20 protein-coding genes are annotated in these 21,076 nt (G+C 41.3%); 6 read left to right on the top strand and 14 right to left on the bottom strand.

Annotated elements, in window-relative coordinates; genetic code table 11:
* Window positions 1-2: 2 nt before the first annotated feature.
* From RMZ95_RS10050 to RMZ95_RS10040, 3 genes are all read right to left on the bottom strand, one after another.
* Window positions 3-329, bottom strand: coding sequence for a DUF433 domain-containing protein (locus RMZ95_RS10050; protein ID WP_322686809.1), 327 nt, complete (start codon window positions 327-329; stop codon window positions 3-5).
* 183 nt (window positions 330-512) lie between these two features.
* Window positions 513-3,158: a leucine--tRNA ligase gene (leuS, locus tag RMZ95_RS10045; RefSeq protein WP_322686810.1), complete on the bottom strand. Its 2,646-nt coding sequence runs from the start codon at window positions 3,156-3,158 to the stop codon at window positions 513-515.
* Between the two features lie 263 nt (window positions 3,159-3,421).
* Window positions 3,422-3,799, bottom strand: coding sequence for a hypothetical protein (locus RMZ95_RS10040; protein ID WP_322686811.1), 378 nt, complete (start codon window positions 3,797-3,799; stop codon window positions 3,422-3,424).
* Window positions 3,800-3,921: 122 nt separating this feature from the next.
* On the opposite strand from RMZ95_RS10040, the gene RMZ95_RS10035 reads away from it, so the two are divergent.
* Window positions 3,922-4,110 carry a hypothetical protein gene (locus RMZ95_RS10035; RefSeq protein ID WP_322686812.1) on the top strand — a complete coding sequence of 63 codons (189 nt, stop codon included), beginning with the start codon at window positions 3,922-3,924 and terminating at the stop codon, window positions 4,108-4,110.
* Window positions 4,111-4,127: 17 nt separating this feature from the next.
* Here RMZ95_RS10035 and RMZ95_RS10030 read toward each other — a convergent pair whose 3' ends face one another.
* Window positions 4,128-4,799 (bottom strand): alpha-ketoglutarate-dependent dioxygenase AlkB, encoded by a 672-nt coding sequence (locus tag RMZ95_RS10030; protein ID WP_322686813.1) that lies wholly within the window; start codon window positions 4,797-4,799, stop codon window positions 4,128-4,130.
* Window positions 4,800-4,809: 10 nt separating this feature from the next.
* Entirely contained in the window at window positions 4,810-5,601 is a 792-nt protein-coding gene (locus RMZ95_RS10025) for a hypothetical protein (RefSeq protein ID WP_322686814.1), read from the bottom strand.
* Between the two features lie 255 nt (window positions 5,602-5,856).
* Between RMZ95_RS10025 and RMZ95_RS10020 the strand changes: the two genes are divergently transcribed.
* Complete coding sequence (locus RMZ95_RS10020) at window positions 5,857-6,312, top strand: gamma-glutamylcyclotransferase (RefSeq protein ID WP_322686815.1); 456 nt, start codon at window positions 5,857-5,859, stop codon at window positions 6,310-6,312.
* Between the two features lie 9 nt (window positions 6,313-6,321).
* Here RMZ95_RS10020 and RMZ95_RS10015 read toward each other — a convergent pair whose 3' ends face one another.
* Both RMZ95_RS10015 and RMZ95_RS10010 read right to left on the bottom strand, forming a co-directional pair.
* Window positions 6,322-6,936, bottom strand: coding sequence for an anti-sigma factor family protein (locus tag RMZ95_RS10015; RefSeq protein WP_322686816.1), 615 nt, complete (start codon window positions 6,934-6,936; stop codon window positions 6,322-6,324).
* Between the two features lie 166 nt (window positions 6,937-7,102).
* On the bottom strand, window positions 7,103-7,759 hold the full coding sequence (locus RMZ95_RS10010) for a sigma-70 family RNA polymerase sigma factor (RefSeq protein WP_094352725.1): 657 nt from the start codon (window positions 7,757-7,759) through the stop codon (window positions 7,103-7,105).
* Window positions 7,760-8,985: 1,226 nt separating this feature from the next.
* On the opposite strand from RMZ95_RS10010, the gene RMZ95_RS10005 reads away from it, so the two are divergent.
* Window positions 8,986-9,588, top strand: a complete 603-nt coding sequence (locus RMZ95_RS10005; protein WP_322686919.1) for a L,D-transpeptidase — start codon at window positions 8,986-8,988, stop codon at window positions 9,586-9,588.
* Between the two features lie 90 nt (window positions 9,589-9,678).
* Here RMZ95_RS10005 and RMZ95_RS10000 read toward each other — a convergent pair whose 3' ends face one another.
* From RMZ95_RS10000 to RMZ95_RS09980, 5 genes are all read right to left on the bottom strand, one after another.
* Window positions 9,679-10,218, bottom strand: coding sequence for a late competence development ComFB family protein (locus tag RMZ95_RS10000; RefSeq protein WP_190909652.1), 540 nt, complete (start codon window positions 10,216-10,218; stop codon window positions 9,679-9,681).
* A 121-nt stretch (window positions 10,219-10,339) separates the two neighbouring features.
* Window positions 10,340-11,275 carry a M23 family metallopeptidase gene (locus tag RMZ95_RS09995; protein WP_322671389.1) on the bottom strand — a complete coding sequence of 312 codons (936 nt, stop codon included), beginning with the start codon at window positions 11,273-11,275 and terminating at the stop codon, window positions 10,340-10,342.
* 516 nt (window positions 11,276-11,791) lie between these two features.
* Window positions 11,792-12,496, bottom strand: coding sequence for a DevA family ABC transporter ATP-binding protein (locus RMZ95_RS09990; RefSeq protein WP_322686817.1), 705 nt, complete (start codon window positions 12,494-12,496; stop codon window positions 11,792-11,794).
* Between the two features lie 95 nt (window positions 12,497-12,591).
* The gene (devC, locus tag RMZ95_RS09985) at window positions 12,592-13,764 is read right to left on the bottom strand and encodes an ABC transporter permease DevC (RefSeq protein WP_322686818.1); all 1,173 of its coding nucleotides are present in this window, start codon (window positions 13,762-13,764) and stop codon (window positions 12,592-12,594) included.
* 148 nt (window positions 13,765-13,912) lie between these two features.
* The gene (locus tag RMZ95_RS09980) at window positions 13,913-15,109 is read right to left on the bottom strand and encodes an ABC exporter membrane fusion protein (RefSeq protein WP_322686920.1); all 1,197 of its coding nucleotides are present in this window, start codon (window positions 15,107-15,109) and stop codon (window positions 13,913-13,915) included.
* Between the two features lie 619 nt (window positions 15,110-15,728).
* On the opposite strand from RMZ95_RS09980, the gene RMZ95_RS09975 reads away from it, so the two are divergent.
* The 3 genes from RMZ95_RS09975 to RMZ95_RS09965 all read left to right on the top strand — a co-directional run bounded on the left by RMZ95_RS09975 (window position 15,729) and on the right by RMZ95_RS09965 (window position 18,968).
* Complete coding sequence (locus RMZ95_RS09975) at window positions 15,729-17,189, top strand: hypothetical protein (protein WP_322686819.1); 1,461 nt, start codon at window positions 15,729-15,731, stop codon at window positions 17,187-17,189.
* Window positions 17,190-17,330: 141 nt separating this feature from the next.
* Window positions 17,331-17,951, top strand: a complete 621-nt coding sequence (locus RMZ95_RS09970) for a hypothetical protein (RefSeq protein ID WP_322686820.1) — start codon at window positions 17,331-17,333, stop codon at window positions 17,949-17,951.
* Between the two features lie 66 nt (window positions 17,952-18,017).
* Entirely contained in the window at window positions 18,018-18,968 is a 951-nt protein-coding gene (locus RMZ95_RS09965) for a nuclease A inhibitor family protein (RefSeq protein ID WP_322686821.1), read from the top strand.
* 57 nt (window positions 18,969-19,025) lie between these two features.
* Here RMZ95_RS09965 and RMZ95_RS09960 read toward each other — a convergent pair whose 3' ends face one another.
* Entirely contained in the window at window positions 19,026-19,730 is a 705-nt protein-coding gene (locus tag RMZ95_RS09960; RefSeq protein ID WP_322686822.1) for a DevA family ABC transporter ATP-binding protein, read from the bottom strand.
* Window positions 19,731-19,825: 95 nt separating this feature from the next.
* Window positions 19,826-20,998, bottom strand: coding sequence for an ABC transporter permease DevC (gene devC / locus RMZ95_RS09955; protein ID WP_322671385.1), 1,173 nt, complete (start codon window positions 20,996-20,998; stop codon window positions 19,826-19,828).
* Between the last annotated feature and the right edge of the window lie 78 nt (window positions 20,999-21,076).

The raw sequence follows: 21,076 nt of genomic DNA, 5'->3' as shown, positions 1-21,076 counted from the left end.
GATTAGGCTACCTCATTACGCTCAATTGCCAATTCGATTTCATCGGGATGAGCTTCTGCATATACCCAAGCATTAGCTAAATCTGTAGCTGTAATAGTTGGATAGCTCGTCAAAAGGTCAGCATCACTATATCCAAGACCGCGAGCTTCCACAAGTACCCAAACAGGAATACGAGTTTTAGCGATGCGAGCCTCTCCACCACAAACTCTAGGAGTTTTTTCAATTCCTTGCCAATTGTTGCCGAGACTTTGAGCAAGTAACTGTATAGCCTGCAATTTTTCATCAGGACTGAGGGCAAGAAGTTGTTGTTCTAACTCTTTGAGTGTCACGGATGTAAATCCTCTGATGTTTTGTCAGGCTAAATTTACAATTTTATCAATTGCTAAGTACAAGATTTCATTAATTCGTAGCGAATTCCCTATGGTAAGGTGTTCGCGTAGCGTCTCGTAGAGAAGCGCATCTGCGTTTAAATTTCAACTCTCAATTTGCCACGATTTTATGCAAAACTGTACTTAGCTAACTACAAAATTCACCAACTTTCCAGGCACCACAATTACCTTTTTAATCTCTTTACCTTCGATGTAACGCTGGGCAATTTCTGATTCACGAGCATATTTTTCCAACGCTGCTTTATCTGCTTGTGCTGGTACTTGAATCGAGCCGCGAGTTTTACCCATAACTTGAATCACTAAAGTGATTTCATCAGCTATTAAAGCAGCTGGGTCAAATGATGGCCAAGTTTGAGTATGAACTGAATCACTTTCACCCAATAAATGCCACAATTCATCAGCAATATGTGGTGCAAATGGTGCTAGTAAAACCACCAAAGTGTGAATACCTTCTGCGTAAATTGGTGAATTTTTGCCGTCAGCATCAGTTAAGGCATTACTCAACTTCATCAATTCTGAAATAGCGGTATTGAATTGATATTCGTCTTCCACGTCTTCTGTCACTGCTTGAATCGCCGTGTGAATCGCCCGCCGCAATTCCTTTTCTACCTTAGTTAAATCAGATTGGGGTTTTTTATGGGATACCCCAGCCGCAATATAATCTGTTACCAAACGCCAAACCCGATTTAAAAACCGGAATTGTCCTTCCACATCGGCTTCATCCCATTCCAAGTCTTTTTCTGGCGGCGCTTTGAACAAGATGAACATCCGCGCTGTGTCTACACCGTATTTGGAAATTACATCTTCTGGCGCTACACCGTTGCCCTTTGATTTAGACATGGTGGCGTAGAGGCGTTGCAGTGGTTCGCCTGTTTGGGGGTCGCGCGGGTCGGCTGAATTTACCAGATTAGAAGGAATCCATTTATCTTTACCACCCTTATTAGGATTTAGGTAAGTTAAACCCTGCACCATACCTTGAGTTAACAAGCGTTGGAACGGTTCATCAAAGTTCAGTAACCCTCTGTCCCGTAGTACCTTAGTAAAGAACCGCGAATACAACAAATGTAAAATTGCGTGTTCAATCCCACCCACATACTGGTCAACTGGCATCCAGTCGTTTATTTTACTAGAATCGAAAACTTGTTGTTCATTCTTAGCGTCAGGGAAGCGCAAGTAATACCACGAGGAATCAATAAAAGTATCCATCGTGTCAGTTTCCCGCTTTGCTGGAGTGCCACAAGTTGGACAAGGTACATTTACCCAACTCTCTAACTGAGTCAAAGGTGAACCACCACGTCCAGTAAATTCCACCTCTTCCGGTAACTGTACTGGCAAATCTCGATCGGGAACTGGTACTATCCCACAGTTGGGACAGTGAATTACAGGTATCGGTGCGCCCCAGTAACGTTGCCGTGAAATCAACCAATCCCGCAAGCGATATTGCACCCGTACTTTACCAAAACCTTGTTGTTCGGCGTATTCAATTATTGCTTGTTTAGCATCAGTGGAAGTCATACCAGTAAAAGCCCCAGAATTAATTAAAATTCCTGGTTCAGTGTATGCCTGGTTATATTCAATTTGGATGAGTTGAGTGACTTCATCATTCTCTGATGTTGGAGTTAAGTCAAAACCTGCAACATCATCTGGGGAAGCTATGACAAAATCAACTGGCAAATCATAATTTTTGGCAAACTTAAAATCCCGGACATCGTGTGCCGGTACACCCATCACTGCTCCAGTACCATACTCATACAGTACATAATCAGCAATCCAAATCGGCACTTCTTCCCCTGAAAATGGGTTAATTGCCTTACCACCTGTGGGTATACCCCGCTTAGGTTTGTCTTCAGCAGTACGTTCCAACTCACTTTGATTAGAAACCTCTTTAATAAAGGCTTCTACCGCTGCTTGTTGTTCTTTTGTAGTGACGCGCTTTGTTAAAGGATGTTCTGGTGCTAACACTAGGTAGCTAACACCATAAACTGTATCTGAACGTGTGGTGTACACTCCAATTTTTTCATCTATCCCAATGATGGGAAATTCTAAGTAAGCGCCTATAGATTTGCCAATCCAGTTTGCCTGCATAGACTTGACGCGTTCCGGCCAACCTGTCAATTGATGCAAGTCGTTGAGTAATTCTTCAGCATAGTCGGTAATCTTGAAAAACCACTGGCGTAATAATTTGCGCTCAACTATTGCACCACTGCGCCAAGAACGTCCTTCGTTATCAACTTGCTCATTTGCTAGTACAGTTTGATCGATCGGGTCCCAGTTTACAGCCGCTTCTTTTTGATAAGCTAAACCTGCTTGCAAAAACTGCAAGAAAATCCATTGCGTCCACTTGTAATAATCTGGCGAACAGGTAGCGAGTTCGCATTCCCAATCAATAGATAAACCGAGACGCTGCAATTGTTGCCGCATCTGAGCCATATTCTGATAAGTCCATTTTGCTGGCGGTACGCCACGGTCAATTGCGGCATTTTCTGCTGGCAAGCCAAAAGCATCCCAGCCCATTGGGTGTATTACCCGATACCCTTGCATTCGCTTGAGGCGGGCAATCACATCGGTAATCGTATAATTACGGACGTGACCCATGTGTAGGCTGCCCGATGGATAAGGGAACATGGAAAGAGCGTAAAATTTTGGCTTGTTGCTAACTGTCGGTGTTTTATCTAAGCCAAGTTCTACCCATGTTTTTTGCCATTTTTCTTCAATTGCTGTGGGATTGTATCGAGAATCAACTGAATTTGGTATTTCCAATGGTTTCATGCCTATTACGCTTTATTTCTACTAATCCTAAGTATTTAGCTGTTTTTAGTACATATAAACTACTAAATGATTTTTATGTCTAGTAATTTTGAAAATTAAATTATAAAATAAATTTATAAATCTCCTGTATTTTCTATTCCTATCTATAACTTATATCGCTAAAGTTCTTAGGCTATCAGGGACAGTCTTTATTTACCTATCGGCAAGTTTTATAAAAAACTCCCCATTGCTGAGGAGTCCGTTAAGAATGCTGTAAGTGTGGACTACTGACTCACCAGTGCTATCACCTGTTCAAGCCTCATCTTAGCCAGATGTAAGTTCAGCAACCTTTCTTGCTCAAATCTATCTGGGTAACTCATTCGCCTACCTTCCAGTGTGATTCTAATCAGCGCTATTTGCTCATTAGTAGGTGTACCCATCTCATCTATCGCTGAACTAAAAACCTGTATAGAAGCAAGGGAAGGTGACTTTAACCCTCTCCCTACTTCCATCTGTTGAATCGCTAAGATCGGAAATGCTATTAAAGAAGTGATATAGCTTGGTTTGTACGCTGCACTCCCTGTAGGGCGAATACCGTATCGACGGCATAAATCCTGTAATTCAGGAACAGTCTTTATTTCGAGTTCTGAACGTGTAAACATAGAATTACCATTTCTCAAAAGTGGTATCGGTGGTGAACCATTTATCAGGTGAGGACACCACCGATTTAAAACTCTAATTGCTCGTTTGCACGCAGTTCAAGCTATATTTACATTTCTCAACAATGCCTAATCCTAAGGGTAGTCCAGAAAATTTAAAAAATTTCACCACAGACAGAGAGGAACCATTAACGACTACTATTAGTTTCCGTGCTACTGAAAAGATGAAGCAAGAGGTGAAAGCACAAGATGACCCTGCTGAATTCTGTAGAGAAGCGATTCAGAAAGCACTGGATGATAAAAAAGGAAAGTAGCACTTACACTTAATTGTTTAACTATTAATTACCCGGAAAGTTAAATTGATTCTTGGTTGAACCTGCTTCGATGTTTTGGGGATTTGATGCTGCCAAAAATGCTGTGTTGCACCTGCCATCAGAAGGAAGCTACCATGTATTAACTCAATTTCAGCTTTTAAATCCTGATTGTGTTTATGCCTAAACATAAACCTTCTTGCTCCGCCAAAGCTAACAGAACCAATTACTGGATTGTTCCCTAGCTCTGGTTCAGCATCTGTATGCCAAGAAATTCCATCCTTTCCATCTCGGTAAAGATTCAGTAAAACGCTGTTAAACTTAACTTTTGCAACTTTGTCAACTTTCTCTTTTACTTGTAAGAGTGTAGGTATCCAAGGTTCTGGATCAAGATGAATCCCTGAGAATTTATATGACATATTTCTATCTCCATACCAAGCTGTTTTTCTTGGTAAGTTTACTTCCTTACCATAAATTTTCATCTTGTCTTGTCGCCATTGTATTTCGTTAAACAAGGTTTGAAAAAGCTCATCGCTATCTTGCTGATTAAAAAAATTCCGATAGAAACTAACATCTGCATCTTGCATAGATAAAACTTCTTTATGCATACTCTCTATTGTCTCATCTACAACAGAGTTAAACCCGGAAAATAAGTCTCCCTGAATTGCATTACCGCCTGGTCTATTTTTCATAAAGTTTTTCTCAAATTTTTATAAGAAACTGCCTTTCATACCTTTGTATTCTGCTAAGTTTAAATTTTCCTGTGTTATTATAAAAAATCTCTTGGGAGATTGCTTCATCTGAGTAAAAAGAATTTTTAACTATAGTATGCTCGTTGAATAGTTGATAAAAACTATCTATTCTATAATTCCTTTTATTATTATACGGACTTGTACAAATAATCCGATTAAATCCTGAAAATGAATTGATTATTAGCTGATACAGCTTATTTAAATCGAAATCTTCTACATCTAGTATATTTGAAAATAGATGAATCTTAATGTTTTTATAACTTGAAACAAAGTCACTACAATTTAAGTTATCTATACACTTGTTGACAGTTTGGATTCGAGAGTTATTAGAGAAAGCAGGTTGTAATATTTGGCGAACAAAGCTGTAGCCGCGCCACAAGGCAATCGAAGATGGCTCTATGAGTGTAATTGATTCTATTTTAGGACTGATGCGTTTTTCGATAAGATAGTCGATTAAAACGCAGCTTGCAAGCGCCTGCCCACATCCCCAGTCGATGATTTCTACGCTTTTACCTTCTGTGTAGTGAAAGTTAGTTGAAGGAAAGGCTGCATAGAGCTTGTGAAAGTGGTGTCCGCCGTAGAGAGCAATATACTTATCACATTCCGCTTCTGTATTGAGTACTCTTCTACCATGATCTATATCGACATCTCTCAGAAGTGGAAGTTTTTCTATTTTAGGTTTGTAAATATCCTCAAAAAATCTAATCTGTATCTGTGCTTCCTGTGGGCTAGAAATGATCATGAGAAGGCTTAAGAGTGGATCTAACTACTCTCTTAAATTGCCCAAATAACTTATATTAACTAGCTACTTATTATACTTAATTCTTATGAGTATGATGTGAGGCGGGGATTATTGGTGAAACTTACGATATTCTTCTCTAAATTATTCTTGTGTCTCTGTAATGAGACTTTCTCACTTTTTCGCTATGCTCACACCACGCATTTACAATACTCAGTCCTGTGGTAGGAAAAGAAATTTAGATGGTTAAAATAGGTGATGGTTAAATCAAATATAAAATTTTCTGATTTAGTACAGGTTTTTGTCTACGGCACGCTCAAACCAGGTGAAGCTAACTATAAAAGATACTGTGCTAGCAAAGTCGTTGATGTCAAAACAGCTTTTGTACAAGGCAAATTATTTGCCCTGCCAATGGCCTACCCAGCGATGACGCTAGGGAATAGCCAAGTTTACGGATATTTACTCTCTTTTTCCAACCCAAAGATTTTAAATGAGCTAGATGTGCTGGAAGATTACCAGCCCAATAGACAAACACCAGAAAACCTCTATAATCGACAAATTATCGAGGTTTATGAGCCACAGTCGCTCTCTTATAGTTGGGCTTGGGTTTATTTAATGACTCTAGAACAAGTTGAGCAATTAGGAGGTTTACTCCAACCTAGCGGCTGGTGGAGCGGCTGTGGTTTAACCCTAGAGTACAGTTTTGAACTGTAAACTTTGCGATTAGTTTATGTCCTGTTTGGGGTCGTGTCGTTGCGGCTGAACCTGATAAATTGAATTTTCTGGAGAGGCTACTGCTGCTTTCGGAATTTCAATTACCGGGTTATTTAGTCCCACCATCAGCGGGGAAGGGGGAACTATAGACGCTGAGGACGTTTGTATCGGTTCTCTTTGTGGTTGTTGCGCCAGTTGCGGCACCATCGAACCACCACCTACTAAGCCAGATATTGCACCGATCGCACAAGCAGCAACAGCTGCACCTGCCGCTATCCAGTTTAAACGGGAGCGGCGGCGCAAACGTGTCAATACTTGCCCAACTGTTTCTTCTGGCGACTGTTGGGCTGCTGGCACTGGGAGCGTCCGCAAACCTTGGCGCAGTTTTAACAGTCGGGCATACAAACATTTAACTGAGGCATCATTTGCCAGCCATTCTTCTACTTGCCTGCGTTCGGTGGCTGTGACTTCACCATCGAGGTAAGCACTCAATAACTCGAAGCGATCGCGCTTCACCATATCCATAAGACCCGTTGATTCATTGGTATGCTTGGCCATTCCATCTGACAAATCTTGAGGAAGTTGCAAAGGAGAACGGTCGTAAAACTGAGAATCAGTAGTCATCTTAACATTATTACCAATTCATACACGGGTAAACTGGGCGGGAATTTTGGGAGAATTAGCCAATTTTCTACCTTTAGGCAGAAACAATCTACGTCTTTCTAGTAATTTTTAATCTATGCTTAAATTTTGCCATTGGGCAGAAGCAAGATACTGTAAATTAAGAAAATTATGAGTCTAGATAATTCTGCAAGTGGGCTTGCAGCCTCGATCTAGCTCTGGCTATTCTGGACTTCACAGTTCCTAGAGAAACTCCAGTGATTTCGGCAATTTCTTCATAAGCCATGCCTTCGATTTCTCTGAGGACAATGGTAGTACGAAAAACTTCTGGTAAATCCGCGATCGCTTCCCGCAATTGCTCGTAAAATTCTCTCGTTGTCAGTTCTTCTTCAGGGCCTGGGGTATCACCAGCGATTTCCCAATCCATCTCGCCGTCCTCTAAGGAACGGGGAGCATCCAGTGACAAAGGACTCATCACCCGCTTGCGTTTACGTAACTCGTCGTAAAACAAGTTCGTGGCAATGCGGCTTAACCAGCCCCGAAATTTAGCAGGCTCTTGTAATCGGTTAATGTTCCGATACACTCGAATCCAAACTTCTTGAGCCAAATCGGCTCTGTCAGGCCAATCTGGAGCTAAGTGGTATAGAACTCGATCGACTTGACTTTGATAGCGGCGTAATAGTTCCGCAAAAGCAGCACGATCTGGTCGCAGTCCGGCTTGACAGCGCAAAATTAAATCGTGGTTAGGGAGTTTGTCAACTTGCACTGATGCTTCTGGATACTTTGCATCAACCGTTGACCAGGATACAGTAATCGATTGACTCATAGATCGTACTGGCTCTAAATCATCCCTATCTATTAGACCTGCTAATGGTACAGAAGTTCCATGCTCAGGTGACGGATTTATGACTGGAACACTGAAGCAGACAATTTTGGATATATTTGTAGCAATAAGCAGAGCCACTTTTCCTTATACTGCTCCCATAGTTGCCTAAGACCTATCAACGAACAAAGGCGCGATCTAATGCACATTTTAGTACTTTTAGCAACTGGGTATATACGCTTGCTCGAGATAATTAAATTTAGCTATAAAAATGAAGATAAAATTTTGTAATTCTAACTTCTTGATACCTTTAAAATTCGGGTAATAATTTCTGGAAGTTAGGTTGCTGTGGTTGCTAAGATGGTGATTTAATTTTTTGATTTCGTTACCAGAATAGTTGCTGATTGTTCTGATTGTGGACCGAAAGCAGTACTAGAGTTATGTTGCTCTGGTACGCGAACTTGAAAAAATAAATTGAGGGAAAATGTAATTGTTACCGCTAGCAATAGTTTTTCAAACATGGTTTTTCATCCACCTACACCATTAATGATTGATTGCTACATTTCAAGAGTTCCACTAAAAAGTCTGAGGAGAGGCTTACGACCCTCAAAACTTTGGAGGAATGAGGTTGCTCACTTGAAGTTTTGCCGCTGGGAAAATTTGCATAGTCTTAGTTTGCCCAGAGGTGTTGGCAGATTTATAGCGGAAATGATAAGTATTGATAAATTTTTGATGACCGGATGATGAACTCATCCAATTGCTCGGCTGGATATGTCAGGGATAAACAATAGGCGATGGCAATGGTAAGAAACGAATCTGTAGGGCGTATGGTAATGCTGCTTTGTTTTGGCACAGCATTTTTATCCTTAGCTGTCCATTGGCGCATTAGTACGGCGGAACGGCAGTATGAGAAGTCTGCATCTACTTCGATGCGGCGAGATTCTACCCGAACCAATCTTAAGGGAAGCCGGACTGAAGGAGTCTACAAGAATCTTTCCCAAGTGAGTTTGGGGGAAATTGCGCTGGGTGGATCTGTGCCACCTGATGAAGTTACCCAAGGCTCGACTGCCCAGAGGACGTTTACACCAAAGTCCTCTGCTATTAAACCTAAAACTAAATCAAAAATAATTAAGAAGAATCTAGCTAAAACAACTACTCGTAAAGCTTCTACACTCAAGTCTTCTACCATTAAGTCGCAAATAATTAAGAAGAATCTAGCGAAAGCAACTATTCGTAGGGCTTCTAAACTCAAGCCTGCTACCATTAAGCCTCAAACTAAACCCCAAATTATTAAGAATAATGTAGCTAAAGCAAGCGACTTACCAACTCAGCCGCAACTGGTAGCGCCAGTAGAAAGACAAAATCCAGTTGCAGATAGTTGGCCAAAAGGTCTGTGGTCTCAGGCTTCAGCCCAACAAGTACCATCTAGTAGGCTGGCAAATGTCAAGACGCAAGTGGTGGTTGATTTAAGCGATCGCCGCACTTATGTATATGCAGGAGAAGAGGTGATCGCCAGCTATCCCATTGCTGTCGGCAAGAAAGGTTGGGAAACGCCCACAGGTTCTTTCCAGGTGATCCACATGCGACATTATCCAATCTGGCGTCACCCGATTACTGGCAAAGTATTTGAGGCTGGTACGGATAGTCCCTTGGGAGATAGATGGATTGGTTTTTGGTCAGATGGACGGAATGAAATTGGCTTTCATGGCACGCCGGATGTTGACCTGGTAGGAACGGCTGTATCCCACGGCTGCTTAAGAATGCGTAATTCTGATGTCCGATTGTTATATGAGCAAGTGAGTATAGGGACAAAAGTGTTAGTACGTGATTAATTAGTTAAGAGTCATTAGTCCTTTGTCCTTTGTCCTTTGTCTAAAACAAATGACCAATGACTAATGACTAATGACTAATGACTCTTAAAATTATAATTTTTGCTCAAAGTTAGGCGCGTATGTTTGGAGTAAAGCACTAACTTGGCGTACAACCTCATTGCCAGTATTTTTACCCAATGCTTGCCGTTCTGGGAAGAAATTGGGTCGATCGAGGTAACGGTTAATCGCCTCGCTTATTTGTTGAGAAATTAAGTCTTGCAGTTGTGCCTGAGCCGTTTGGCGCTGGAAGTTAGCACCCTCTTCTGTAGTAGCATACAAAGGTGGTAGCCGATTGAGAGCGTAAGCGGCAATATCCCCGACATCTAGAGAACTTTCGCTAGTGGCTTCAATTTCTGCGACTCGGGCGATCGCTTCTGTCAGCACCAATTCTTCCATAACGTTAATGAATTGTTTGCGAGGTACCGCCACTACCTCACCAGTCAATAACGCACCCATCAGGCGATCTAACGCCATATACTCTTCAATTGAGAGTTCTGAGGCGTTATCACAGATTCTACCGACTTCTGCTTCCATAGCTGGTGTCAAATAACCATCCTGGAGAGCTTGTTCTACAATTTTTTCGATACTCATAACGCTTATCATCATTTATGTTGGCAAAGCTTGGTAGGGACGGTATCAATCCAATTTATTTTGCCTAATTCTCAGCAAAAAATACACAAATTATGCAAAGACAGGATCAATTCTGCCTCTACTAGTTAACAACCTTAGTTCGCCAAGGTGTTGGATCAACAGATTGTCCGTTGACATATAGACCCCAGTGTAAATGTGGCCCCGTGGCAGCACCTGTTGAACCTACTGCACCAATTAGTTGACCAGCTTTCACAAAATCACCTTCTTTAACGTTAATACGACTCAGGTGCATGAAAATACTAGTTACTCCTTGACCGTGGTCAATGCCAACTACGTTACCGTGTATCCGAAACCCTTGGGATACCCTACCTACCAAAGCAACTCGCCCAGCGGCTGGGGCAATTACCGGTGAACCGGCAGCACCAGCGTAGTCAAGACCACGATGATAGTAGTCTTTTGCAAATGTACCATTATAGTAGCGACGTACACCATAGTTTGTACTCATCCGCCCTGCATTTGGCTTCAGAAATACTCCATTCCAATACTTTTCTGGTGTTTGTAGCGCCTTAAAAGCTGCCACACGCTTAAGTTCATACTCTGTAGCATCCACTCCAGCTTTACCAGGTGGCAAAGTAATACGTTGTACGGGGAATTTGCGATTAAGCACATTCACTGCTAAGTTTTGCACTTGACCATCCCCCGCAACCCGAAGTGTTCTAGTTCCAGCTTTTTCTAATGGAGTTGTGGGAACAAAAGCCCGATACTGATTGGGCGCAATTTCAAAGGCTGGGTATGTATTCTTTCCACTGGCTACTGTTGGTTTTGTACTATTCTCTGGATTATCTAGATTAATCTGCACCGAGAGTGTATCCCCTAATTTAGGATTAGTTGGAATCACCTTTACTTGCAAAGCATCTACAGGTAATGCCAAGGTCATCGGGAGAACAGCAAATATTCCCTTTAACACATTTATTGCACGGCAATTGGCTGTCAAAGTTTTGACATCAAAACCGAGCAAATTTTTGTTTGAACTACTAGCGCTATTCTCAATAATCATAGAACTACAAAAACCCTTGCTTGTATTGGAAAATAGATTAGCTTATTATCGCTAGTGTTTCCTGTTTGAAGCCGATGTTGTTGACAACCATAAATTTTCGGAAATTCTCCAGGTACTTATGGATTGCAAGGGCAAATCATTTTATCTGTAATTTTAGGAAATTGGTTTTAACTCTAATAACCAAGGTGTATGACATTGGCAATGAGCATAAAATTTAACTGTGATTACATAAATAATACTTGAAGGAAATCTTGGAATCAACTGGACACTTTTTCAACTGGACACTAATATCACATTGTTAGGTTGAAATTGGTATGGGGAAATTACTTAAACTAGGTAAGTAAGTCAGTGAAGATAAATTAAACTATATACATACCATTTGGAAATATTTTAAAACTTACTGAGAATAGCGCTTTAGTTGCCAAAAAACTATGATACTAAGGCAAAAATGTGAGTCTGCCACGCCACACTTCAGATTTACTTTATAAATCAACTCTGAATCAGGGAATACGTTAATTAACTTGAGGCTGAAAGTATTACTTTTGACTTGAGTATGCCATCTTCCATCTGAACTATGCGATCGGCAATGTCTAGGATGCGGTTGTCATGAGTAACCATCAAGATGGTACAGCCTTGTTCTTTTGCCAATTTTTGCATGAGATTGACTATATCTCGTCCTGATTGACTGTCAAGGGCAGCGGTGGGTTCATCCGCGAGGATTATTTGAGGATGACTGACTAAAGCACGAGCGATCGCTACTCGTTGTTTTTGTCCCCCAGACAGTTTATCAGGATAGTAATGCAAATGATTTCCCAATCCTACTTGCTCTAACATTTGGGCTGACCTAGCTCGCATCTTTTTTAACCCAAGATGTTTGTGCAATTCTAAAGCCATTTTGACGTTTTGGAGTGCCGTTAAACTACCATGCAAATTATGTGCTTGGAAAATATAACCGTTACGGCGTCGCGCTTGCACTAGTTCTTCAGCACTAGCACCACAAAGTTCTCGTCCCAACACCTGCAAACTACCAGATTGAGCAGAACGCAACCCACCCGCTAAGGTTAGTAAGGTAGTCTTTCCAGAACCAGAAGGCCCAGTCATGATAATAATTTCACCAGCATTAATCTCTAAGTTGATATTACATAAAACTTGCTTGCGGAGTGAGCCGTGACCAAAGTGGTGGTCGAGATTTTTAATAGAGATGACGGGTTTGCTAGTCATAAATAGCTCGATTACTCGTGATGATTGTCATTTGTCCTTAGTCATTAGTCCTTTTGAGTAACAAATGACAAATGATCAATGACAAATGACAATTTTTAGAACATATCAGCGGGATCGGTGGCTTGGAGTTTGCGGGTGGCGATCGCACCGGAAATTGTACACATAATGATGGTCAGTACTAATACCTGTAATGCCGGAATCGCGGTCATGTACATGGGCAAATTTGTAGCACTGCGAGTCAGTTGATAAAGCACTAAGGACACTCCCAGTCCGGGAAAGAAGCCCAATGCTGCCAAGATCAACGATTCTTCAAGCACCACACCTAGTAGGTAATAATTGCGATATCCCATTGCTTTGAAGGTGGCGTATTCTCGAACGTGGGCATTAACATCGTTAGAGAGGACTTGATAGACGATGATCGTGCCCACTACAAACCCCATCGATACACCTAAACTGAAAATAAACCCAATTGGGGAATTTGTTCTCCAGAAGTTATTTTCAAATTCAATAAATTCGGCGTGGGTTAATACTCTGACATCATCTCTGAGGTAGGCTTTGAGCATTGCTGCTACTTTTTTCGGTTCATAACCTGGTTTCAGAAGAATCAAACCTAGACTGACACTGCTGGACTGTCGCCCAGAAAATAGCCGCAGAAAATTTTGATCGCTGGTAATCAGGTTGCCATCAAAGCCAAAGGAAGCCCCGACTTGGAATAAGCCACTAATGGTAATTGTGCGCCGTTCTATTTCAGTAGTCAGGGTTTTACCTTGGTCAATTTGAGCGATCGCTTTTTGATAATCTCCTCTTGCACCACGATCGAACAAGACGGTATCCGGCATTTTGATCGCTTGTAATTGCTGGTTAACATCTGGTAAGTCAAAGGCTGGTTTGTCTGGGTTAAAGCCGATAACTAACACCCCTGTCTCACGGTGTGTTTGGGGATTCTTCCAGATTGTGTTGTTAAAATACATTGGTTGTGCTGACTTCACCCCTGGTATATCCATTGCTTGGTAAAGTCGCCGCCGAGAAAATGTAGACAAGCTTGCTAAGTTACGGGCTTGGGGACTGGTTAAAACAATGTCTGCTTGCAAACTGCGATGTAGTCTAGTGTTACTGTCATACAGCGCAGTCTGAAAACCTAGCTGCATGAACATTAGAAGATCCGCAAAGGCAATGCCTGATAATGCTACGAAAAGACGGCTTTTTTCATGATTCAATTGCAGCCATCCTAGAGGAGTTCGCCGTTGCAGTTGTTTGAGCAATCTCATAATTAGGGACTGGGGATTGGGGATTAGGGACTTGGGATTAGGAACGGGGGATTAGGGACTGGGGATTGGGAGGGACTTCAGAACTCCACTCATCTACTTCAGAATCTCCCAGTCCCCAGTACCCACTACCCAGTCCCCAATCCCCTTTTCACAATTCAATTACTGCCTTAACTTGCATATTGGTTAAGGTGGCGGCTTTTTGGCTGGAAGTTTCATCTAGTCGAATGTGGACTTCTACTACTCTGTTGTCGATATTGCTGACGGGATCTGTGTTAATGACATTCTGCCGTCGCACTTGCAAGCCTTTGCGATCTACGATTCCCTGCAATTCAATCGGGAGGTTATCACCAAAGATTCGCACTTGCTGTCCTAAATGCACTTTGCCGATATCGCTTTCGTAGACTTCGGCGATGACATACATCTGGCTGGTTTGTCCAATATCTGCAATGCCATCATTTGATACTAATTCTCCAGGATGGGTATGGATCTCAAATACCTGTCCATTTTGGGGCGATCGCACTTCAGCTTGTTCTAGATTAACTTTTGCCAAATTCATCGCTGCTAGGGCACGATTGACTTCTGCTTTAGCAGCTTCTACATCCACTCCGCGCACTTCGGCGATTTCATCGAGTGTTGCTGTGGCTTGTTTAACTTGTTGCTGACTAGTTGATTGGGTACGATTTAACTGTGCTTGGGCTTCTTGCAAGGTTTTTTGAGCGGTTTCCAAGTTTAAACGCTTGCTATCCCGTTGCGAGGCGGAAATTGCGCCCTGTTGATATAGTTGCTGATAGCGTTCGTCTTCTGCTTGGGCGTTACGCACTTCGGCTTGAAATCGCTCAATTGTCGCGGCTTGGGCATTAATATCACCTTGGCGTTCGGCTTCTAGACGAGCGATCGCAGCTTTTTGGGCGGCAATTTCACCGCGTTTAGCACCTGCTTGGGTGCGGTTTAGGTTTGCTTGGGCTACTTTTACTTGTTCTTGCGCCTCTTTTAATGCTGCTTGGAGGCGATCGCGGCTGTTCAAAATTGCGATCGCTTGTCCTGCTTTTACCTTATCCCCCTCTTTCACTAATAACTTTTCTACCCGACTTCCTTCCGCAGACACCGCAGCAGAGAGTTTAATTACCTTTCCCTGTGGTTCGAGTCGCCCTAAAGCTGTTACTGTTTTTAATTGTGGCAATTGTGTTGCTGGCACTTGTGCCTCTTGATTGGCATAATTTTGCCCGCGTTTTACTATATAAAAACTTATGCCGCCAACCAATAAAGATATAGTTATACCTATAGCAACGGATGGACGCAGAATAGACTTAGGGGACGTTCTGTACCCTAGCTTTGAGTTTCGCACCATAGATTACCTCTTAACTAGTGGCGCAGAAAAAAGAACAGATTAGGCTTTTCTCCGTAATTGTTTGCTAATTGCTACTTCTTTAGTCAGTTATTCTTGATTTATCACTTCCAAGTCCATAAAATAATTTGGAAATTGTTGAGCTTTTACTTAGATGAAGTGATTTAGCTGGTTAGGATAACAACGAATATCTCTACCGAATTAGAGGTTTATGTTTTTAGCAAACTACTTTTGTTTTATGAAAGTACTCAGGTATAGTAAACGGTTTTAAAATTCCGGGTTGTAACAGCGCCAACAATCATAATCAAATTAAGTAAATAACAAAAAATATTTGCTGTGATTGCGATCGGTGGAAATTTATATCAAATTTTGATGATTATAGTGTTTCCTAATGACATGATGTACCTCACTCAGCGAAGAACCGCTATAATCCCATTCAAAGATAACGTTAACTAAACCGCATTGGGATACCTGTAGCTTGCAATTTTCACAAATCAAATAGGATTGCTGTATTAATTATGTTTGCTATTGGGAATTATAAAGATAGTGATACAGAACTTTCACAATAGTTTTGACGCATTTTTTATAGTATAATTGTACTATTTTTAGTTATACAGCCATGCAACCTCTTCAGCCAGTTAGCGGATCGGATTTGCAAAGTTTTTTGTCAGCGCCAGAGGAGTTATTGCAACAGTCAGTAGCATTGCAATTAGCCGTTGCTAGTTTCCATCAGACACCGCGTAGTCTCCTAGAGATTCTAGTTAATAGTCCTGATGAGCAGGTAGCAGAAGCAGCAAGCTTACACGTAAATTTGGCAGGAGAAATAACAGAAGGCTGGCAGCAAGCAGTTGATGAAATCCTGCAACAGCGTCAGCTAGGGCAAAACGACCGATTGGCGGTAGAACTGCTCAAAATTGGGCCTGTCCCTCCTTGCTTTCTCAGCGAGTGGGTTCCAGCCGAGCGACTAATTCAAGGGTTACGAAATCCCCAAATGCCCTTGCGCTATCGGTTGCAACTGTTAGAGCGACTGGCACAGGAGCCAACTTTAGAACCACGCTTGCAGGTAGCAGAATCACCAGAAACGCCCTTGGCAGTATTGGAACAGTTGGCGGGTGATTTGGAATTACCAATTAGGTTAGCAGTGAAATTTAATCCCAGTTGTCCACCACCATTAATTGAACTGGTAGAAGGGCAGCATACCATTGCCTCTGACTGGAATACAGATGCAGAACAGCTAGGGATGCTGGGGCAGAGTCGTTGGGCGTGGGTGCGGTTGGCTGTGGCGCAAAATCCCTCAGCGACAGCAGAGACGCTGATGCAGTTGGCTGGAGATGCAGTGTACAAAATTCAGTTAGCGGTAGCGAAGAATCCAGAAACACCCGCAGATGTGTTGGCTGTGCTAGCAGAACATCAAGATAAAGCGATACAAGCAGTTATAGCAGAACATAGAAATGCAACGGAAGAAATATTGCATCAACTGTTCCCAACTCAACAACAACTTTTGGAAAGAAGGGAAAATTTACCAACTAGTATTTTAGAGCGATTTTTTAACGAAGTAGCTACTAACTCCAATACACCAATTACTGTTTTACAACTTCTTGCAGGTGACGAAAACTCCAGTGTACGCACTGCTGCGGCTAGCAATTCTAACCTACCTGAAACAATACTGACACAACTGGCAAACGATGAAAAAGTCGAAGTCCGCCGCGCAGTTGCTCAAAATCCCAACACACCTGCATCCATCCGCGAAACCCTCCGCGATTTAGTTGTCCAACCCACCACCCGCCAAACCAGTCCCACATTGCGCGGACTCAGCCGCCTCTACAACCCCAGCACTGATGATTTAGTAAGCATACTTGTAGAATACGCGAGTTCAGAAAATGCCTTTGTGCGGTTCGTGACACTGCTTAATCCCCTAACTCCTCATGAAGTGCTGACTCAAGCAGCGCAGTCTGCATCCTGGCTAGAACGCTACGCCGTTGCTGATAATTCAGGGACTCCAAGCGTTTTACGCCAGCAACTTGCTGAAGATAGCAACCGGATTGTCCGCGCAGCCGCTAGAGTTAATACTAATTCGTAATATTTCGGCTGCGCTCAATACAAGTTCGTAATTCGTAATTCGTAATTAAGAGATGTCAGATTTCGTGGGGTTTCAGGATTTGAATTTGTTGCTGGATTTTAGAGAATTGGTATAACTTGTAAATAATTGAGGATGTTGCAGATGGCATACAGTGATTTTACACTTGCCAAAGTTCGGGAAACATTTCAACTTGTAATTGATGAAAAGCGCAATTTATTCAAAGATGTGTCGTCTATTCAACCTTTCGCTAGCTTAACAACGCTCTTAGAAGAATACATTCAATTAGCAACTGCTATTAACACTGAAAAAGCGCGTTCAGAATTACTAATCATGCCAGTTCTGACGGAAGTTAGACGACAGTTAAATTATCAAATATCACTGTTTTCTAGAACAGATTTTGATGTAGATAGTAGTAAAGGAGTGAATGGATTTTGTGATTTCATTCTCTGTGGTTCTGAAGAACAGTTTTACATTAAAGCGCCTGTGCTTACAATTGTTGAGGCGAAAAATGAAAATATAAAAGGTGGTTTAGGACAATGTATTGCCACTATGATAGCTGCCCAATCATTCAATCAAAATACTCAACAAGAAGTTAAGACAATCTATGGAGTTGTCACTAGTGGAACCAACTGGCGGTTTTTAATGTTGAAAGGACTAACAGCATACATTGATATAGTATTCAACTATATCAATGATGTTGAAAAAATTCTTGGTATTCTGTTGCAACCATTTCAAACTGCTTTGCTACAAGTATCGTTATGATAATCATCGTAAATAAAAAAATAATTTGCTTAAGTATCAACCTAAAAATTAATTATAGCTAATTGTATGAATTTTGAAACCGAAAAAATCTTAGCTACTCTCGAAATTCTAACTGAGCAATACCTCAATTTCCATTTACCAAATAATGAAAATTCCTGTTTAGAACCTTTCTTTTGGGATGTAACTCAAAAAGGGTATTTTAGTTTACTTAATCTTGGATACGATCGAGGATGGATAACTCTAACGGATATTGATGTTGCTGTAAAAAGTTGGCAAGCATTAGAACGTCGCGGTTATTTAAACCCAGATGATGATCCTGGTGACTATGAAGATGAAGATATTATCAGTTCTGAATTAGCTGATGAAAGAGCAAAGATATATCAGACATTGGCTGATACCATCCAAAAAAATATTTACAATATAGAAGTTTTTAAATTCAGTCAAATTCCTGCCTATTCATTTTATGTGGTGTTAGGGCAAAACCAAGAAAATAATTGGTTTTGTTTTTCTCAAACTGTTGCTAGAGAGACAAGATTAGAAAGAGAAATAAAATGCTCTAATATACCTGATTTAACAATGCAGTCATCTTTGGATAGCAATACCGCTAAATTGAAAGATGAATTTCAGCAAATCATCAATCAATTACAACCTATTAGTATTTATGGTTATTACGGTGGTGGTTATGATTATAGATTCAATCATTATTTAGTCACAGGGATAGCAAACTCTAAAGAAAAAGCTCTGTTAATAGCTCTACATCAAGCAGGAATGCTTGATATTGCTAGATTTTATGAATTTAGCCCAGAAGCTTTATCTTGGAGATGGGACAAAGATGAAATGGTTAATTTTTACCCCAAGTATCAAAAAATAAATCAATTTTTGACACAAAATCTTTCCGATTTAAGAATGATTAGATGTAGTTTTTGGAATCGTGAATGTATATATGTCATTGGCCAAACCAATGCTGGAGATGTAACTGGCATTTATATAGAAAGTAATTTTGATTACAATCCCTAAAAATATGTTGCTCGTTGATTGTATTGGATTTGTGAGAATTGCTCACAAAGAATCTGCTTAAGATGCTGCAACAACAGCACTGTCATTTACTAACTTGCCATCTTCCATATAAACGATGCGATCGGCAATATCTAAAATGCGGTTGTCATGAGTAACCAATAGAATGGTACAATCTTGTTCCTTAGCTAGTTTTTGCATCAGGTTAACTACATCTCGTCCCGATTTACTGTCAAGGGCGGCGGTGGGTTCATCTGCTAAGACTATTTTAGGACGACCGACCAACGCACGAGCGATCGCAACTCTTTGTTTTTGTCCTCCAGATAAATCATCAGGATAATAATTCAAGCGTTCTCCTAATCCTACCTCCTCTAACATTTGGGCTGACCGGGTTTTCATTTCTGCCACCGAAATATTATTATGCACTTCCAAACCCATTCTGACGTTCTGGAGTGCTGTCAGGCTACCGTGCAAATTGTGGGCTTGGAAAATATAACCGTTATTGCGTCGTGCTTGGGTAAGTTGTCCTTTGTTAGCGCCACACAGTTCTTGTTCTAATATCTGCAAACTGCCAGATTGGGCAGAACGCAAGCCGCCAACTAAAGTGAGAAGTGTAGTTTTACCAGAACCAGAAGGCCCAGTCATAATAATAATTTCGCCAGCGTTAATATCCAAATTGATATCAAAAAGAACTTGCTTGCGGAGTTGACCATGACCAAAATAGTGGTCGAGATTTTTAACAGAAATTACAGGTTGACTACTCATAAATAGCTTGATTACTCGTGATGATTGTCATTTGTCCTTAGTCATTAGTCCTTTTGAGTAACAAATGACAAATGACTAATGACAAAGGACTAATTTCAAAACATATCTGCGGGGTCAGCAGACTGTAATTTCCGAGTAGCGATCGCACCAGAAATTATACACATAATCATTGTCAGAGTTAATACCGTCAAAGCTCGTGCTACGGTCATGTAAACTGGCAAATTGGTGGCATTACGAGTTAAATGATAAAGTCCTAAAGGTGCGATTGCTCCTGGGATAAAGCCTAAAACCGCCAAAATTATCGCCTCTTCAAACACTACACCTAATAAATAGAGATTGTTATACCCCATTGCTTTGAAAGTGGCGTATTCTTTGATATGGGAATTCACATCTGTAGAAAGAACTTGATAGACGATAATCACGCCCACCAAAAACCCCATTGCTACACCCAGGCTGAAGATAAATCCGATCGCCGTATTTGTTTTCCAATAATTTATTTCAAATTCGAGAAATTCTGCTTTGGTTAAAACTTTAACATCATTATCTAAATGAGATTCTAAAGCTGCTTTCATCTGTTTTGGGTCATAGCCTGGTTGCAACTGCACCAAACCGAGACTGACACTGCTTGCTTCTTGTCTAGGAAATAATCGCAGAAAGTTCTGGTCGCTGGTGATTAAAGTACCATCGGCTATGAAGGAAGCTCCGACTGAAAATAAGCCGCTAACGGTAATTGTCCGCCGTTCTATTTCGGTTGTGACTGTTTTACCTTGTTCAATTTTGGCGATCGCATCATTATAATCTCCTCTAGAGGCGCGATCAAACAGAACAGTATCTGGTAGCTTAATAGCATCTATCTGGCGATTCACATCCGCTAAGTTCAACATTTGCCGATCGGGATTGAACCCCATAACTAATATTGTCGTCTTCTGATGTGTTTGGGGATTTTTCCAATCAACAATGTTGACATACATTCCTTCTGCCGACTTTACACCTGGTACATCCATTACTTGATACAACCGCCGCCGCGTAAAGCTAGACATATATGCTAGATTACGTGCTTGCGGGCTGATGACAAACATATCAGCCTGCATACTCCGATGCAGCATTGTGTTACTTTCAAACAGGGCATTCTGAAACCCTAGCTGCATGAACATCAAAACATCGGCAAAGGCAATACCTGACAATGCCACCAAAAGACGACCTTTTTCATGACTTAGTTGCAGCCATCCTAAAGGCGTTCGCCGCCGTACTTGTTCGATTAATTTCATAAGAGGGAGTGGGGAGTGGGGAAATGAGGGAGAGGAGGGAGCAGGGGGAGCAGGGGAGATGAGGGGACAAGGGGACAA

The sequence above is a fragment of the Nostoc sp. DedQUE07 genome, from assembly GCF_034530975.2.
In the GTDB taxonomy this organism is placed as follows: Bacteria; Cyanobacteriota; Cyanobacteriia; order Cyanobacteriales; family Nostocaceae; genus Nostoc.
The sequence above is the reverse complement of the archived record's forward strand: the minus strand, read 5'-3'. Positions and strand labels throughout refer to the sequence as shown.

Excerpts from the sequence above, each read along its gene's own strand:
- leuS (WP_322686810.1), bottom strand. The coding sequence starts at position 3,158 with ATGAAACCATTGGAAATACCAAATTCAGTTGATTCTCGATACAATCCC.
- RMZ95_RS10040 (WP_322686811.1), bottom strand. The coding sequence starts at position 3,799 with ATGTTTACACGTTCAGAACTCGAAATAAAGACTGTTCCTGAATTACAG.
- RMZ95_RS10035 (WP_322686812.1), top strand. The coding sequence starts at position 3,922 with ATGCCTAATCCTAAGGGTAGTCCAGAAAATTTAAAAAATTTCACCACA.
- RMZ95_RS10030 (WP_322686813.1), bottom strand. The coding sequence starts at position 4,799 with ATGAAAAATAGACCAGGCGGTAATGCAATTCAGGGAGACTTATTTTCC.
- RMZ95_RS10025 (WP_322686814.1), bottom strand. The coding sequence starts at position 5,601 with ATGATCATTTCTAGCCCACAGGAAGCACAGATACAGATTAGATTTTTT.
- RMZ95_RS10020 (WP_322686815.1), top strand. The coding sequence starts at position 5,857 with ATGGTTAAATCAAATATAAAATTTTCTGATTTAGTACAGGTTTTTGTC.
- RMZ95_RS10015 (WP_322686816.1), bottom strand. The coding sequence starts at position 6,936 with ATGACTACTGATTCTCAGTTTTACGACCGTTCTCCTTTGCAACTTCCT.
- RMZ95_RS10010 (WP_094352725.1), bottom strand. The coding sequence starts at position 7,759 with ATGAGTCAATCGATTACTGTATCCTGGTCAACGGTTGATGCAAAGTAT.
- RMZ95_RS10000 (WP_190909652.1), bottom strand. The coding sequence starts at position 10,218 with ATGAGTATCGAAAAAATTGTAGAACAAGCTCTCCAGGATGGTTATTTG.
- RMZ95_RS09995 (WP_322671389.1), bottom strand. The coding sequence starts at position 11,275 with ATGATTATTGAGAATAGCGCTAGTAGTTCAAACAAAAATTTGCTCGGT.
- RMZ95_RS09990 (WP_322686817.1), bottom strand. The coding sequence starts at position 12,496 with ATGACTAGCAAACCCGTCATCTCTATTAAAAATCTCGACCACCACTTT.
- devC (WP_322686818.1), bottom strand. The coding sequence starts at position 13,764 with ATGAGATTGCTCAAACAACTGCAACGGCGAACTCCTCTAGGATGGCTG.
- RMZ95_RS09975 (WP_322686819.1), top strand. The coding sequence starts at position 15,729 with ATGCAACCTCTTCAGCCAGTTAGCGGATCGGATTTGCAAAGTTTTTTG.
- RMZ95_RS09970 (WP_322686820.1), top strand. The coding sequence starts at position 17,331 with ATGGCATACAGTGATTTTACACTTGCCAAAGTTCGGGAAACATTTCAA.
- RMZ95_RS09965 (WP_322686821.1), top strand. The coding sequence starts at position 18,018 with ATGAATTTTGAAACCGAAAAAATCTTAGCTACTCTCGAAATTCTAACT.
- RMZ95_RS09960 (WP_322686822.1), bottom strand. The coding sequence starts at position 19,730 with ATGAGTAGTCAACCTGTAATTTCTGTTAAAAATCTCGACCACTATTTT.
- devC (WP_322671385.1), bottom strand. The coding sequence starts at position 20,998 with ATGAAATTAATCGAACAAGTACGGCGGCGAACGCCTTTAGGATGGCTG.